The organism is Billgrantia sp. Q4P2 (assembly GCF_052806135.1).
Genome location: NZ_JBRBAI010000014.1, coordinates 1 through 14,697, shown reverse-complemented (window position 1 = coordinate 14,697; position 14,697 = coordinate 1). Strand labels below are relative to the sequence as shown.

The window sequence follows — 14,697 nt, the reverse complement described above, 5'->3', positions numbered from 1 at the left end:
CGTTACGCATCATGCGTCAACAATATGGCATCGCCTCGGCTGAAGACGACCTTGTATATTGCCAATCAGCAGAAAAATAAGCATGGGTGTGGCACCCACTTCAGGTTGCAATCATGGACGCCCACCATCAACCTAGGTAGTAAAACCGGTCGTCATGTCAAATAGTGCCAAGGTGGCGCCTTAATGCAACGCATCAGTTTATCGAGGCGCCAAAGGTAGATAGCAGCATGCAAAAATGGATAGCATATTGTTGGCTTGTTGCACTGACGCTGATCAGTACGCCAGCCACGGCAGAGGAAATGGAGTATCAGTTTGGCGTTCGCTGGAGCGTGAATAACTTGCCGTCATCCCTCTACAGCAGGGAATCATGCTCGATTTTACCGTCGACTTCAGCCATTTCGATCGCCGCCAGCCGATCAGTCAGCATATCAAAAATGGAAAAAATATCATTGAATTGAATACATTTCCGTACGAGTATAAACTTGAGCATGAAGTGCATGTCTCTCTGCTGTATTGGAGGCCAGAGCAAAATCCCAACATCGAAGCCAGTACCGCTTTCGAAGTAGTGATGAGGCCCGGGGTGGAGGACGCCAAGCCCGAGGTGGTCTCTAGAGACCCGGCCGCCCCCGTGCAGCCACGGGAAGGTGAGATTAGCTGGGACATGGACTACTTTAAATTATTCGTTCCCTTTAACAATCGCCAGCTAATGCCTACCTGGTGCTGGGAAGAGGGTGAAGTCCTGCGCGACAATGAAGCCACCCGCGATAGCCTGACCCAGGCCTACCGCCGGCTACATAGGCTGTTCGCCGCGGGCGATAACGACGCCCTGTTAGCGGCCGCAGCGACAAGAACAAAAGAGCTTGCCCAAGCCACGGGCACCCCGGAAGACTACGTGCGCCACCGGTTCAGCTACACCATGTTCTTCGATAACCCGGATATCTACGAGTTAGACGACTTCCCTGAAGAACCCATGACGTTGAACCTGGGAGCGGATAATCGTGTGGCTTGGCTAACGACACAGGGAGTTAGTGCTCCCCTTGTGTTTAGCCACGTTGGAACCGAGCACGGTGCTTCGTTTATCAGGCCTTACTTTATTCGTCGTAATGGTCAGTGGGAAATTTGCCGATGAAACCCATCGCACGCAAAGGCGATCTGCATCGCTGCCCCATCCCTGGCCACGGCGTGACGGAAATCGTCTCGGGCTCGCCCTCTGAGGTAGAGGGCCAGCCCGTGGCTCGGGTAGGCGACAAGACCGGCTGCGGGGCCACCATCATCGAAGGCGCGAGCAGCTCCACCACGGATGGCAGGCCCACCACCTACCTTGGCTGCAAGACGGATCATGGCGGCGAGATTATCACCGCCTCGGGCCAGGCAAAGGTGCAGCCATAGCCGGTCCAGCCTGCCTACTCGCGACACCCGCCGCCCAGGCGGGTGTCGTCGTTTTGCGGTACAAAACCTTCTTGACCCTCACGCAACGTGAGCCTCCAAGCTTCAGCCCACGCATGGACGAAAGGAGACGAAGCATGCTGTTACGAGTCGGTGAATTGGCCAAGCGCACGGGGCTGACCGTGCGAACGCTGCACCACTACGATGAGATCGGCCTGCTCAAGCCCTCCATGCGTTCCGATGCCGGCTATCGGCTCTACCGGCGCCAGGACGTCGCCCGCCTGCACCATATCCAGGCGCTGCGCTCCCTGGGCATGCCGCTGGCTGATATCGGCACCCTGCTCGACCGGCCTTCTCCCTCCCTCACCACGTTGATCGAACGGCAGATCCAGGAACTGGAACGCAAGATCGCGGACCAGAGCCAGCTGCGAGACCGCCTCGTGGTGCTGCATCGACAGTTCGAGAACGGCGACGAGCCGGAGATGGACGACTGGCTGAAGACTCTGGAGATGATGACCATGTACGACCGCTACTTTACCCCACAGGAACTCGACCGCCTGCCGCTGTACCAGTCTGACGACGAGCGACAAGCCGAATGGAAGGCGCTCATCACCGAAGCCGAAGCGCTGGTACGCCAAGGCGTGCCGACCGACGACAGGGCCGCCCAGGACTTGGCGAAGCGCTGGATGACGACGCTCGAGCGTGATACCGCCGGCGACCCAATGCTGCTCGACAAGCTGAACGCCATGCATGCCAACGAGCCGGAGGTCCAGGCTCAGATGGGCATTTCCGCTCAGGTTTCCGAGTACGTGATGCAAGCGTTCGCCGAGTTCAAGCTGGCCATCTACCGGCACTACCTCAACGAGGAAGAGTTCGCCTTCATGCGTCGGCACTACCCCCAGCGCATGCAGGAGTGGCCCTCCCTGATGGCCAAGCTGCGCCAGCAGCTCGAACAGAACGCCTCGCCGGAAGACCCGGCCGGTCAGGCACTGGCCAGGGAGTGGCTGGAGCTGCTGCGCAGCTTCGCCGGCGACGACCCAGCCACGCATGAGAAGATCCGCCGAGCCAACGAGCAGGAGCCGGCGCTTCAGGCGAACGTCTGGATGACCGAGCGTATGAAAGAGTATCTGGGCAAGGCGATCGCACACATGACGGCGAACTGAGCCGCCCCGCCCGCCACCATCAGGGGTGGCGGGCCACGTTGGGTGGCGTTAGCAGGCACCTGTCCTAGACTCAACGTCAGCGCCCGTCCGCGGGCCGAGGCTCCTTATCACGAAAAAGACCCACAGGGACACTGCCATGAATGGACTCCCCCTCAAGCCGCTTTGCTGCGGCGCGGCCCTGGCCACTCTCGTTATCGCCAACCCTCTCGCCGCCGAGCCCGTGGCCAACGGATCCGACCAGGAAGTTCTCGCTGCCGCCGAGCGCCACGAGGAGCCGTTGCTCGAGACGCTCGAAACCCTGGTCAACATCGATTCCGGCACCACCTATGAGCCGGGCCTGGCCGAGGTAGAGACGATTCTCGACGAGCGCCTGCGTGAGCTGGGCGCCGAGGTCGAGACTCACCCCTCCGAGGAGCTCGGCGGCAATACGCTGGTCGGCACCCTTCAAGGCAGCGGTGAACGTGACATCATGCTGATGATCCACTACGACACGGTGTTCGGCGAGGGCACCGCAGCCGAGCGGCCGTACCGCGTCGAGGACGGCCGTGCCTTCGGCCCCGGCGTGGGCGATGCCAAGGGCGGCCTCGCGCTCATCCTGCACAGCCTGGCGATACTCGAAGAGCTGGAGTATGACGGCTACGGTACGCTGACGGTGGTCTTCAACCCCGACGAGGAGCGCGGTTCGCTGGGTTCCCGCGAGCTGATCCAGCAGCTCGCCGCGGAGCAGGATGCGGTACTGGTCTTCGAGCCGACCCTGGGCGAGGACGGCATGGACGCGGTCACCACCGTGACCAAGGGCATCAACTACGCCTTCCTCGAGGTGACCGGCCGCGCCTCGCATGCCGGCAGCGCCCCCGACGAAGGCCGAAATGCGGTGATGGAACTCTCCCACCAGCTGCTGCAACTCAGCGAGCTTGGCGACCCCGACAAGGAAACCACCCTCAACTGGACGGTGGTCGAGGGCGGCGGCACCCGCAACATCATCCCCGAGCGCGCACGAGCCGAGGGCGACATGCGCTACTTCGAGGCCGACGAATACGAGCGCGTGACCCAGGAGGCCAACGAAATCATCGCCAGCCGCCTGATCGAGGATACCGAAGTTGAGTTCCGGCTTGAGCGTGGGCGTCCGCCGCTGCCGGATAATCCGCAGACCCAGGAGTTGGCGGAAGTCGCCAAGGCGGTTTACGCCGAGCTTGACCTCGAGCTGGAAGCCGTCGAGATCGGCGGCGGCACCGATGCTGCTTATGCCTATCAACCCGATACGGAGCGCCCCGCCGTTCTCGAGTCGCTGGGCCTGGTGGGTGGCCGCTACCACAGCAGCGACGAGTTCGTCGAACTGCACAGCGTGGTGCCGCGCCTCTACCTAGCCACACGAATGATCATGGAGCTTGCCGAAGAGACCCCCTGAGCAGGAGACCGGTACCGCTGGAGATGCCCACCATCAGATGGGCATTTTCTTGCCCATGCGCATGAGCGGCTACGCTGTAGACAAACCCAGCAAAAGCGAGGAACAGCCATGCACAAGCACGTGGAATGGGACGACCCCGGTGCCGACAGCGTCATGCGCCACTACGAACGCAACCCGCAGGGCTACTCTGAGCCGGGGCCTGGCGACATCCTCTCGGCCCGCTACCAGGGCGTAGTGGTTCGGATCAAGGTCGAGGCCTATGTCGACGGCACCAGCATCGGCGACGTAGCGGCACTGATCGAGCCGCACAGCGGCAAGCGCCGCAAGCTGCACGGCAAGCTCGCCGTGGGCGACACGGTGAGGCTGCCGGATGCCAGCCGCGCCTTCGAGCCGCGTCCGGCCGACATCTCGAAGGAAGACGAAGAGCCGCAGTGACTTCCACGAACCCGTGCCCCGGTCACCTGCGATTTCCAACGTATCCTTAACGATCGTCTACTGGCCAGGAAGCGGGTTCTGTCGCACAGTGTACGCGCCCACCGACCGGCCCCACCCAACCGGCTTTCGGTAGCACCTTTCGCGGGCCCACAAGGCCACAAGACGAGTCTTCGGAAGCACAATGAGTACGCACAACGTCTGGACACACAAGGGCACCTTCCTGTTGGCTGCCGTCGGCTCGGCAGTGGGGCTCGGCAATCTATGGCGCTTTCCCTACCTGACCGGTGAGAACGGCGGCGGCGCCTTCATCCTGGTTTATGCCCTGACCATCTTCGCCGTCGGCATACCGATCCTGATCGCCGAGACCATGCTCGGCCGCGCCAGCCGCCGAAGCCCGATCATGGGCATGCGGTTCCTGACCCGTACCCACCAGGCCTCCCGCGCCTGGGAGTCGATCGGCTGGCTGGGCGCCGCCTCGGCCTTCCTGATCCTCAGTTTCTATTCGGTGATCGCCGGCTGGGCGATCCACTACACCTGGCTGATGCTCACCGGCTCGCTGGTCGGCGCCGATGCCGCCACCATCGGCGCCGGTTTCGATGTGCTGCTGGCCTCGCCGGGCCTGCTCACGCTCTACCACACCCTGTTCATCATCGCCTCGGGACTGATCGTGGGCATGGGCATTCACAAGGGCATCGAGAACGGGCTGCGCATCATGATGCCCGCGCTGTTCGTGATCCTGCTGGTGGTACTCGCCTACAGCATCGCCAACGGAGACTTCGCCGCCGCGGCGAGCTTCCTGTTCACCTTCAACCTGGCCGACCTGAGCCTGGAAGGCTGGTTGCAGGCCATGGGCCAGTCGTTCTTCACCCTGAGCCTCGGCATGGGCGCGATCATGGCCTACGGTGCCTACATGGCAAGCGACGCCTCGCTGAGCCGCACCGCCTTCGCCGTTGCCTTCGTCGATACCGCCGTGGCCATGGTCGCGGGCCTGGCGATCTTCTCGCTGGTGTTCGGTGCCGGGCTCGACGCCGGCGCCGGGCCAGGCCTGATGTTCGTGACGCTGCCGCTGGCCTTCGCCGAGATGCCCTTCGGCGGGCTGATCGGTGGGGTGTTCTTCATCCTGGTGCTGGGTGCGGCGATCAGCTCCTCGATCTCGCTGATCGAGCCGGTAGCCGCCTTCCTCGTCGAACGCTTCGACCTTACCCGCCCCCAGGCGGTGTTCGTCATGGTGGTGGCCAGTTGGGCCCTGGGCCTGCTGACGGTGATCAGCTTCAACACCTGGGCCGAAGGCAGCCCTTTCCACGCCCTGTTCGGCCGCAGCGCCTTCGACTTCATCGAACTGCTGACCAACATCTTCATGCCGCTGGGCGGTATGCTCATCGCGCTGTTCGCCGGCTGGGCGCTGACCCACTCCGAGGTGATGAAGGAGATGCGTACCGGCGAGACCTGGTTCCAGGTCTGGCGCTTCCTGGTACGCTTCGTGGCACCGGCCGCGGTGGCCTTCGTGTTCCTGCGCACCATCCCGCAGGTCGAGGGTTACCTGATTCCGACCCTGGGCGCCCTGATCATTGTCGGCGCCTTCGCCGCCAGCCGCACCTTCCTGGCCGGCAACCGCCAGGAGCAATAACGACGAAACCCTGCCGCCGCCTTCTGGCGGCGGCTCGATATACGCCGCCCGGTCTCGCGCCTTACAGAGGTACCGGGCGCATAACAAAGATATAAAAGTGCAGGAACCAACATGCCATCCATCATCGACGTCAGGCACGTCTACAAGGCCTTCGGTGGCCTGAAGGTCATCAACGACTGCTCGATCCAGGTCGAGGAGGGCTCGATCACCGGGCTGATCGGCCCCAACGGGGCCGGCAAGTCGACGCTGTTCAACATCATCGCCGGCGCCCTGCCGCTCGATAGTGGCCAGGTGCTGCTCGACGGCGAGGACATCACCAACCATCCTGCCAACGAGCTGTTCCACAAGGGCCTGCTGCGAACCTTCCAGATCGCCCACGAGTTCTCCCAGATGACGGCGCTGGAGAACCTGATGATGGTGCCGCCCCGGCAGGCCGGGGAGAACCTCTTCGATGCCTGGTTCAAGCCCGGTGTGGTACGCCGCGAGGAGGAAGAGGTCCGCCGTCGCGCGCTCGAGGTGGTCGACTTCATCGGTCTTCACCATGTGCGCAACGAGCTGGCCGGCAACCTCTCCGGCGGGCAGAAGAAGCTGCTGGAGCTCGGCCGCACCATGATGACCGATGCCCGCGTGGTGCTGCTCGACGAGATCGCCGCCGGGGTCAACCGCACCCTGCTGGGCGACCTGGTGAGCAACATCGAACGGCTCAATCGCGAGATGGGCTACACCTTCCTGGTCATCGAGCACGACATGGAGATGATCGCACGCCTGTGCGACCCCGTGATCGTGCTGGCCCAGGGCAGCGTCATGGTCGAAGGCACCATCGAGGAGATCCGGAACAATCCTCAGGTGATCGAAGCCTACTTCGGCTCCAACGTCGCCTGAGGGCTTTGCCTGGCCCCACCGGCCCGCAGAGACCGACAAGAAGAACAGCAACGACAGCGCAGAGAAACCACGATGCCACTACTCGAAGCACGCGAGGTGCACGGCGGCTATGGCGGCATGAACATCCTCAACGGGGTGAACATGTCGATCGAGGCCAACGAAGTCGGCGTGATCGTCGGCCCCAACGGCGCCGGCAAGTCGACCATGCTCAAGGCCATCTTCGGCCTGCTCACCGTCAGCCAGGGCGAGATCCTGCTGCGCGGTGAGCCGATCCACAACCTGCCTCCCAACAAGCTCGTGCAGAAGGGCATGGGCTTCGTACCCCAGGAGAAGAACGTCTTCCCCAGCCTCACGGTAAAAGAGAACCTGGAGATGGGCGCCTTCCTCAAGCCGGGAAACGTCCAGCGCATGCTCAAGCAGGTCTACGACTTCTTTCCTCCGCTCTACGACAAGCGCCACCAGCCCGCCGGTGAGCTTTCCGGCGGCCAGCGGCAGATGGTCGCCATGGGTCGCGCGCTGATGGCCGAACCCGACGTGCTACTGCTCGACGAGCCCACCGCCGGCCTTTCGCCGCTGTACATGAACGAGATCTTCGAGCGCGTAAAGGAGATCAATGCCGCTGGTGTCGGCATCCTCATGGTCGAACAGAACGCCAAGCAGGCCCTGGCCATCGCCGACAAGGGCTTCGTGCTGGCAGCCGGCAAGAACCGCTTCACCGATACCGGCGCCGCCCTGCTCGCCGACCCGGAAGTGGCCAAGAGCTTCCTGGGCGGTTGAGCCCGGAGCCGTACTGGAGAGTGAGTCGTGAACGAACTGGTATTCTTCATCAACAACGTGATCATCGCCGGCAGCGTGACCGGCTCGATCTACGCCATCGGCGCCATCGGCGTGACGCTGATCTTCAGCATCATGCGCTTCGCCCACTTCGCCCACGCCGACATGATGACTTTCGGCGCCTTCATGGTGTTGCTGCTGACCATGGCCTTCCCCGGCGTGGGTGGGGTGGTGGGCCTGCCCACCCCCATCGTCATGCTGCCGCTGGCCATCCTGCTCACCGCCCTGCTCGCCGTAGGCATCGATAAGGCGTTCTACAAGCCGCTGCGCGCCCACGGCGTCAAGCCCATCGTCATGGTGATCGCCTCGCTGGGCGTGACCCTGATGCTGCAAGGGCTGATCCGCCTGTTTGCCGGCACCGGCTCCCAGAACCTGTACCTGGCCGGCGAACGCAAGGAGATCTACCGCCTGGACGTGCCGTTCGAGCTGGCTGCCCGGCCCATCATCGTCACCGAGCCACAGATCATCCTGTTCGTCCTGACCATCGTCTGCGTGGTGGGGCTGCACCTGTTCCTCAACCGTACGCGGCTGGGCAAGGCGATGCGGGCGATGTCCGACAACCCCGACCTGGCGCGGGCCTCGGGCATCAATACCAACCACATCGTGGCGGTGACCTGGGTAATCGCCGGGGGCCTGGCGGCCATTGCCGGCACCCTGCTGTCCCTCGACGTGACCTTCAAGCCCGACCTGAGCTTCTTCCTGCTGCTGCCGATCTTCGCCGCGGCCATCGTCGGCGGCGTGGGGCACCCCTACGGGGCCATTGCCGGCGGCTTCGTGGTGGGCTTCGCCGAGACACTGGCGGTGTTCAACTGGACGGTGCTGCTGCGCCCCATCGCGCATCATTTCCCCGAATGGCTCGAGCTGCCGCGCAATCTCGCTTTCGTCGGCACCGAATACAAGATCGTGGTGCCTTTCTTCATCCTGGTGGCGATCCTGGTGTGGCGCCCCACCGGCATCTTCAAGGGTAAGGTGATCTCATGAACACGCAACATACCGAACGCCGCGAAGATGCCGTCGCCGCACCGTCACGCTTCCCGCTACGCGAAATCATCCTGTTCGGCATCCTGCTGGTGGCGGTTCTCGGCGTTTACGCCGTGATGGGCACCGCCTACAGCACCCGCATGCTGGTGGAAGCCTCCTGCTACGCCATCCTGGCCCTGGGCCTGACCATCCAATGGGGCTATGCCGGCCAGTTCAATGCCGGCGTGATGGGCTTCGTTGCGCTGGGAGCCTTTGCCACCATGTTCTTCAGCGTACCGGTCAACGACGCCTTCTGGGGCACAGAGCTGCCTGGCGAACTCGGCCGTGTGCTGCTCTACGGTGCCGCTGCGGCAATGCTGGTCTATGGCGCCACCAAGCTCGACCGACTCGGCGTACCGCGCAAGCTGCGCACGCTGATCGCCATCCTGCTTGCCGTGGTGCTCTACCTGGTGGTGATCAGCATGCTGCGCGGCGTGACCGGCGAGATCCAGTCCCGTGCCGGCTTCATCGGCGGCCTGGGCCTGCCGGCCTGGACCGGCTGGGTCGTGGGTGGCGCGCTGGCCGGCGCCATCGGCTACTTCATCGGCCATATCTGCCTGGGGCTGCGCAGCGACTACCTGGCCATCGCCACCCTGGGCATCGCCGAAATCATCAAGGCGTTCCTCAAGAATTCCGACTGGCTGACCCGCGGCACCGCCACCGTCTCGCCACTGCCCTGGCCCACGCCAGGCCCCAGCGAGCTGGGCTTCACCCTGGCCCGGGCACTGTACCTCTCGGTCACGGCGGCCATGATCGCGGTGATCTTCTTCCTCCTGCACCGTGCCTATCATGCCCCTTGGGGCCGCATGATCCGCGCCATCCGCGACAACGAAATCTCCGCCTCGGCAATGGGCAAGGACATCAACAAGCGCCGCCTGGAGATCTTCGTGCTGGGCTGCATCCTGATGGGCATCGGCGGCGGCGCGCTGGCCTCGTTCAACAGCATCTTCGACCCCAACGGCTTCCTGCCGCTGAACCACACCTTCCTGGTACTGGTGATGGTGATCCTGGGCGGCCCCGGCAACAACCTGGGCACCATCTTCGGCGCCGTGGCGGTCTACATCATCTGGCTGATGTCCGAGCCACTGGCGCTGTTCGTGATGCACGGAGCCGCCGCCCTCGGCGAGGGTTGGTTCGGCTGGGAACTGCCGGGCAACCTCGACAGCCGCGCCCTGCAAGCCCGGGTGTTCGTGATCGGCCTGCTGATCACGCTGGTGCTGCGCTTCGCTCCACAAGGACTGCTGCCCGAGAAAGTAAAACACCACGGGTAGAGAGGGTGATTTATGCGACATAAATCCGCACCTCTCTAAAAACTACATTTAAAAAGAAGGGCCTCGGCAGTGCCGAGGCCCTCTTGTGTGCAGGCTAGGTCTGAGTGGGGTTTAGTCCTGGATCAGGCCCTTGCCGACGAAGGCGCCGCCTTCGACGAGCATCTCGACCACCACGCCCGGTACGTCGCCGTTCTCGTCGAACTCGTGGCTGCCGGAAGCCCCTTCGTAGTTGATCTCCTCGCCGGCCGCGATCAGTTCCACCGCCTTTTCCCACTCGCCCGGCAGGATCACTTCACCCGGGGCGGAGGAGACGCTGCGCAGTGCCTGGGAGAGGCCTTCGCGCTCGGCGTTGCCGTTCTGCTCGATGGCCAGCGCCAGCAGGAAGGCGGCATCGTAGGCCTGGGCGGCGAACACCGCGCTGGGATCGAAGCCGGCTGCCTCGGCGGCCTGGTTGAAGATCTCGGTGCCCGGCAGTTCGGGGCTGCCCGGGCGGGTCGCGATCATGCCCTCGAGGGCATCTGCCCCCACCGCTTCGACCAGCGATGACCCCACCATGCCGTCGGCGCCAGCGTACTGGGTGAAGGCGCCGCCCTCGTAGGCCTGGCGCAGGATTGTCTGGCCCGAGCCGTCGGCGTAGGCGAGCACGACCAGGGTCTCGGCGCCGCTGGCAGAGAGCGAGCCCAGCTCGGAGCGGTAGTCGGCACGGCCATCCTCGTGGGCCAGGTTCTCGGCTATCGTACCGCCGCCCGCCTCGAAGCCCGCAGTGAAGGCTTCCGCCAGGCCGCGGCCGTAGTCGTTGTTGACGTAAGTGACGGCTACCTCGTCAAAACCCTTCTCGAGCATCAGCTTGGCCAGGATGAGGCCCTGGTAGGCATCCGAGGGTACGGTACGGAACACCAGGTCGTTGTCATCCAGCTCGGTTACTGCCGGGGCCGTGGAGGCCGGCGAGACCATCACCACCCCGCCGGGAATAGCGGCGCTGTTGGCTGCCGCCACGGTCGCCCCGGTACACAGGGCACCGACGATAGCCGTGACCTGCTCGGTATTGACCATGCGGTCCGCTGCGTTGGAAGCCGCCGAGGCATCGCTACAGGTGGTATCGGCATTGGGCATGACCAACGTCTGCCCGCCGAGAATACCGCCCTGCTCGTTGATCTGCGCCACCGCCAGCCGCGCGCCGTCGAAGATCGGCGGGGTCAAGCTCTCGATCGGGCCGGTGAAACCGCCGATGAAACCAATCTTCACTTCCGCCTGCGCCACACCTGCGAACGCCACGCTGGAGGCAGCGATTGCCATCGCCAAAACGCTCTTTTTCATTTGTTCTTCTCACTCTCGTTAAGCACTTTTGGTCAAGTGCTTCTGGTTAAGTACGTCTGGTTGACTATGTCCGAACTGCGTCCGGCCATTTACGTCTCGTGGTTTACGCCTGGTTACGAATCAAGGACACCCCTTAAATCTGGAAGGCCCAGAGGCAAAACACAAGCCCCCCATACCAACGTTTGATCTTTGCTGCATAGCGCCAACCCCTTATCAGCGATGGAAAACCCAACACGACAATGCTCGGCGCATTCAACGCTCAGACCCTGCCCCGCCGGCCATCGCCTATACTCAAGTCCGCCACGGCTTCAACATCCGCCACGCACACAACACAGGAGTTCCCCATGCGCCCTGCATACCTCTCCTTCACGCTGCTGGCATCGCTCGGCCTCGCCACCGGCGCTCACGCCTTCACGCCCGCCGGCAACGACATCATCTACGAGGTCGGCGACGACGCTTTCGAGGGCTACTACAGCGCCGCCCAGGGCGAATCCCGCGGCACGGTATTGATCGTGCACGACTGGGATGGCCTGGGCGACTACGAACGCCAGCGGGCCGACATGCTGGCCGAACAGGGCTTCGATGCCTTCGCCGTCGACCTGTTCGGCCAGGGCAACCGCCCCGAGACCACCGAGGCCCGCCAGGAAGCCACCCGGGCGCTCTACTCCGACCGCGAACGCATGCGCGAGCTGACCCTCGCAGGCCTGGCCGAGGCTCGCGAGCAGGAGGCCGCCGAAAGCGTGGTGATCATGGGCTACTGCTTCGGCGGGGCCGTGGCGCTGGAGATCGCGCGCTCCGGTGAGGCCGATAACGTGGCCGGCTACACCAGTTTCCACGGCGGTGTGGCCACGCCGGAAGGCCAGGAGTGGCCCGACGAAGTGCCCCCGCTGCTGATCGCCCATGGCGGAGCCGACACCAGCGTGACCATGGAGGACGTCAGCGGCCTGGTGGAAGAGCTGGAAGCCATCGAGGCGACCTACACGGTGGAAATCTATTCCGGCGCCCCGCACGGCTTCACGGAGTTCGACAGCGAGCGCTACCAGGAGCGCGCCGACCAGAAATCCTGGGCTGCCTTCCTGACCTTCCTCGAGGAGGTGCTATGACCCCACAGGCCCGCCCCCTGGCCATGACCGAGCTGGCGGGAAGCCACCACGAGATCGGTGCGGAACACGGCCGTATCCATCGCCACCTGATCCAGCGCGGCATTCAGGTCTATGGGCAGCTGTTCCACGACTTCGTCGGCATCCGCTGGGAAGAGGCCCGCGACCGCGCCTGCCACTTCGAGGCCCAGATCGCGCAGGGTTTTCCCGAGATTCTCGAGGAGATGAACGGTATCGCCTGGGGGGCGGGGGTCGATTTCATCGACATTCTGACGCTCAACTGCCGCAGCGAGATCGCCCTGACCCAGGCCGGCGGCGGCTGTTCGGCCTTCTCACTGCAGCGCCACGGCCGGCAGTGGCTGGCCCAGAATTGGGACTGGCGCCACGATCAGCTCGACAATGTGGTCGCCCTGCACATCAAGGGCGACGGGCGCCCCGAGCTGGTCAGCATCGGCGAAGCCGGCATGGTCGGCAAGGTGGGGCTGAATGCCCACGGCATCGGCGTGTGTCTCAACGCCATTCGCTCGCAGACCTGCGGAGCCGGCCTGCCGATTCACATTGCCCTGCGCAAGATCCTCGAAAGCGAAGACATGCCGAGTGCGCTCGCCGTGGCCAGCCACGACCGGGTCTGCTCACCCGCCCACTTCCTGCTCGCCAGCGCTCAGGTCGGCAACGAAGGGGGCCAGGCCGTCGGCCTCGAGGTGCAACCCGGCGAGCCGGGGCACATCGCACCGCGCGCCGGCATCGTTACCCATACCAACCACCTCTACGCCGAGGACACGCCCTGCCCGGTGCAGGACTTCCCCCGCGTCGACTCACAGCCACGCCTGTGCCGTCTCGACGCGCTGCTGCACGACGAGCTGGCCGAGGATGCCGGCATCGACGAGGCCAGGCTGTTCGAGGTGCTCAGCGACCATCAGGGAGCGCCACTCTCGATATGTCGCCACTTCAACCCCGACCAGCCCGCCGAAGAGCGCATGGAAACCCTGTTCTCGGTGGTAATGAACCTGAGCGAGCGGCGCCTGACCCTGCGCCACGGCAAGCCCTGTGAAAACGGCGACAGCCTGACTGTCACCTTGAATTGAAACGCCCCGCCCCGTCGCCATGCGGGCCAGGCTCGGGCAGCTCCCCTTTCAGGTAGCGCTCGGAAGTGAGCAGGAACGAGCGCCGGAACAGGTCGTGAATGGCCTCCTCCCGGCGCAGTTGAAGCAGCGACCACTCCTCCTCGGAGAGGCACGTATCCTGGCGCGGATACTTCCAGGCCAGGCGCACCGAGCCCGAGCTGGCATCGCAGACCTGCAGGGCAGGGCTAGCGCCGCGGATGGCGGTGTTGATGGAGTACGGCATGGCGACCTCCGTTCGCTCAATTAATGATAACAATTATCATTAACCATCGGAAATCTAGCCTCCCTGTTGATGACTGTCAACTCATACGAAGAAAAATCATTCTCTTTATCTTTCTTCCTTGCCCGGCACAAACGGGAGTGGTACACAAGCTAACGCATACCATTCTCATTTGAGCTGGAGACAAGCCCATGAAGAAGCTGCTGTTCACCGCACTGCTGTCCGGCCTGGTGGTCGCTGCTACCGCTCAGGCCAGTTCCACCGACCACTTCAAGGGCGAGCCCGCCGACACCCTGAGCCAGGCGGTGGCAAATTTCTCGGAAACCAACCAGCAGTTGGCCGAGCTGCTCGCCCAGGACGAACTGAGCATTACCGACCTCGGCACCGTTCACGAGCTGACCTACACCCTGGAAAATGCACTGGAGAAGATCCAGGAAGAAGTGGCTACCATGGCAATCGACCTGGAAGAGGTTCACCTGGGCTCGGAAACCGGCGACTTCGAGCGCGTGCAGAGCCACGGCGCCGATTACCTGGAAGCGGCCCAGACGCTGGTGCACTGAGCGCCGCATGGCAACGCACCGGCTGGCATATCGGCCGGTGCAAGACAGACGCCACTTGGCGCTTCAGTCTGTGCCATCGGCCGATCGATATCTCCACCTGACCAACATCCATCGAAACCCGACAAGATGTCGTCATCTTGTTCTGTCATGACGACATCTTGTTCTCCTCCACCACCTGCGCATGCTTCGATAGAAATCCCCCCAAAGCATGTGCCTACCATGATCGCACGCCTGGACATCACCGAATCGAGCGCCACCGCCGCCCTCGGCACCCACTACCTGCGCTTTCTCGAGGCACTGAAGGCCGCCGGCTTCGAGGGCGAGATCGCCCCGGACTACGCCAGCCGCAC

At 63.6% G+C, this 14,697-nt stretch carries 15 protein-coding genes; 13 read left to right on the top strand and 2 right to left on the bottom strand.

What is annotated here, in order from left to right; translation table 11 throughout:
- The first annotated feature begins 367 nt into the window (after window positions 1–367).
- The 10 genes from ACUY1T_RS19310 to ACUY1T_RS19265 all read left to right on the top strand — a co-directional run bounded on the left by ACUY1T_RS19310 (window position 368) and on the right by ACUY1T_RS19265 (window position 10,026).
- Window positions 368–1,129 (top strand): hypothetical protein, encoded by a 762-nt coding sequence (locus tag ACUY1T_RS19310; protein ID WP_446025183.1) that lies wholly within the window; start codon window positions 368–370, stop codon window positions 1,127–1,129.
- Window positions 1,126–1,389, top strand: a complete 264-nt coding sequence (locus ACUY1T_RS19305; protein WP_446025182.1) for a PAAR domain-containing protein — start codon at window positions 1,126–1,128, stop codon at window positions 1,387–1,389. The genes ACUY1T_RS19310 and ACUY1T_RS19305 overlap by 4 nt, the downstream gene beginning before the upstream one ends.
- Window positions 1,390–1,523: 134 nt before the next feature.
- Entirely contained in the window at window positions 1,524–2,549 is a 1,026-nt protein-coding gene (locus ACUY1T_RS19300) for a MerR family transcriptional regulator (RefSeq protein WP_446025181.1), read from the top strand.
- A gap of 136 nt (window positions 2,550–2,685) precedes the next feature.
- Window positions 2,686–3,957: a glutamate carboxypeptidase gene (locus ACUY1T_RS19295; protein WP_446025180.1), complete on the top strand. Its 1,272-nt coding sequence runs from the start codon at window positions 2,686–2,688 to the stop codon at window positions 3,955–3,957.
- 108 nt (window positions 3,958–4,065) lie between these two features.
- Window positions 4,066–4,392, top strand: coding sequence for a hypothetical protein (locus ACUY1T_RS19290; RefSeq protein ID WP_446025179.1), 327 nt, complete (start codon window positions 4,066–4,068; stop codon window positions 4,390–4,392).
- Window positions 4,393–4,573: 181 nt separating this feature from the next.
- On the top strand, window positions 4,574–6,019 hold the full coding sequence (locus tag ACUY1T_RS19285; RefSeq protein WP_446025178.1) for a sodium-dependent transporter: 1,446 nt from the start codon (window positions 4,574–4,576) through the stop codon (window positions 6,017–6,019).
- A gap of 111 nt (window positions 6,020–6,130) precedes the next feature.
- Complete coding sequence (locus ACUY1T_RS19280; protein ID WP_446025177.1) at window positions 6,131–6,901, top strand: ABC transporter ATP-binding protein; 771 nt, start codon at window positions 6,131–6,133, stop codon at window positions 6,899–6,901.
- 72 nt (window positions 6,902–6,973) lie between these two features.
- Window positions 6,974–7,678 (top strand): ABC transporter ATP-binding protein, encoded by a 705-nt coding sequence (locus ACUY1T_RS19275; RefSeq protein WP_446025176.1) that lies wholly within the window; start codon window positions 6,974–6,976, stop codon window positions 7,676–7,678.
- A 27-nt stretch (window positions 7,679–7,705) separates the two neighbouring features.
- On the top strand, window positions 7,706–8,716 hold the full coding sequence (locus tag ACUY1T_RS19270; protein ID WP_446025175.1) for a branched-chain amino acid ABC transporter permease: 1,011 nt from the start codon (window positions 7,706–7,708) through the stop codon (window positions 8,714–8,716).
- Complete coding sequence (locus ACUY1T_RS19265; RefSeq protein WP_446025174.1) at window positions 8,713–10,026, top strand: branched-chain amino acid ABC transporter permease; 1,314 nt, start codon at window positions 8,713–8,715, stop codon at window positions 10,024–10,026. Before ACUY1T_RS19270 ends, ACUY1T_RS19265 begins: the two co-directional genes overlap by 4 nt.
- A gap of 111 nt (window positions 10,027–10,137) precedes the next feature.
- Here ACUY1T_RS19265 and ACUY1T_RS19260 read toward each other — a convergent pair whose 3' ends face one another.
- Window positions 10,138–11,322 (bottom strand): ABC transporter substrate-binding protein, encoded by a 1,185-nt coding sequence (locus tag ACUY1T_RS19260; protein ID WP_446025173.1) that lies wholly within the window; start codon window positions 11,320–11,322, stop codon window positions 10,138–10,140.
- Between the two features lie 365 nt (window positions 11,323–11,687).
- Here ACUY1T_RS19260 and ACUY1T_RS19255 point away from each other — a divergent pair, with 365 nt between their 5' ends.
- Both ACUY1T_RS19255 and ACUY1T_RS19250 read left to right on the top strand, forming a co-directional pair.
- Window positions 11,688–12,446 carry a dienelactone hydrolase family protein gene (locus ACUY1T_RS19255; protein WP_446025172.1) on the top strand — a complete coding sequence of 253 codons (759 nt, stop codon included), beginning with the start codon at window positions 11,688–11,690 and terminating at the stop codon, window positions 12,444–12,446.
- Window positions 12,443–13,528 (top strand): C45 family autoproteolytic acyltransferase/hydolase, encoded by a 1,086-nt coding sequence (locus ACUY1T_RS19250; RefSeq protein WP_446025171.1) that lies wholly within the window; start codon window positions 12,443–12,445, stop codon window positions 13,526–13,528. The genes ACUY1T_RS19255 and ACUY1T_RS19250 overlap by 4 nt, the downstream gene beginning before the upstream one ends.
- Here the strand turns inward: ACUY1T_RS19250 and ACUY1T_RS19245 are convergent.
- Window positions 13,515–13,790: a hypothetical protein gene (locus tag ACUY1T_RS19245; RefSeq protein ID WP_446025170.1), complete on the bottom strand. Its 276-nt coding sequence runs from the start codon at window positions 13,788–13,790 to the stop codon at window positions 13,515–13,517. The two genes, ACUY1T_RS19250 and ACUY1T_RS19245, sit on opposite strands and share 14 nt — an antisense overlap.
- Window positions 13,791–13,978: 188 nt before the next feature.
- On the opposite strand from ACUY1T_RS19245, the gene ACUY1T_RS19240 reads away from it, so the two are divergent.
- Complete coding sequence (locus tag ACUY1T_RS19240; RefSeq protein WP_446025169.1) at window positions 13,979–14,347, top strand: DUF6746 family protein; 369 nt, start codon at window positions 13,979–13,981, stop codon at window positions 14,345–14,347.
- Window positions 14,348–14,697: the final 350 nt, after the last annotated feature.

Coding starts and splice junctions, on each gene's coding strand:
- ACUY1T_RS19245 (WP_446025170.1), bottom strand. CDS start 13,790: ATGCCGTACTCCATCAACACCGCCATCCGCGGCGCTAGCCCTGCCCTG.
- ACUY1T_RS19300 (WP_446025181.1), top strand. CDS start 1,524: ATGCTGTTACGAGTCGGTGAATTGGCCAAGCGCACGGGGCTGACCGTG.
- ACUY1T_RS19260 (WP_446025173.1), bottom strand. CDS start 11,322: ATGGCAATCGCTGCCTCCAGCGTGGCGTTCGCAGGTGTGGCGCAGGCG.
- ACUY1T_RS19240 (WP_446025169.1), top strand. CDS start 13,979: ATGAAGAAGCTGCTGTTCACCGCACTGCTGTCCGGCCTGGTGGTCGCT.
- ACUY1T_RS19295 (WP_446025180.1), top strand. CDS start 2,686: ATGAATGGACTCCCCCTCAAGCCGCTTTGCTGCGGCGCGGCCCTGGCC.
- ACUY1T_RS19305 (WP_446025182.1), top strand. CDS start 1,126: ATGAAACCCATCGCACGCAAAGGCGATCTGCATCGCTGCCCCATCCCT.
- ACUY1T_RS19290 (WP_446025179.1), top strand. CDS start 4,066: ATGCACAAGCACGTGGAATGGGACGACCCCGGTGCCGACAGCGTCATG.
- ACUY1T_RS19280 (WP_446025177.1), top strand. CDS start 6,131: ATGCCATCCATCATCGACGTCAGGCACGTCTACAAGGCCTTCGGTGGC.
- ACUY1T_RS19265 (WP_446025174.1), top strand. CDS start 8,713: ATGAACACGCAACATACCGAACGCCGCGAAGATGCCGTCGCCGCACCG.
- ACUY1T_RS19310 (WP_446025183.1), top strand. CDS start 368: ATGCTCGATTTTACCGTCGACTTCAGCCATTTCGATCGCCGCCAGCCG.
- ACUY1T_RS19285 (WP_446025178.1), top strand. CDS start 4,574: ATGAGTACGCACAACGTCTGGACACACAAGGGCACCTTCCTGTTGGCT.
- ACUY1T_RS19275 (WP_446025176.1), top strand. CDS start 6,974: ATGCCACTACTCGAAGCACGCGAGGTGCACGGCGGCTATGGCGGCATG.
- ACUY1T_RS19255 (WP_446025172.1), top strand. CDS start 11,688: ATGCGCCCTGCATACCTCTCCTTCACGCTGCTGGCATCGCTCGGCCTC.
- ACUY1T_RS19250 (WP_446025171.1), top strand. CDS start 12,443: ATGACCCCACAGGCCCGCCCCCTGGCCATGACCGAGCTGGCGGGAAGC.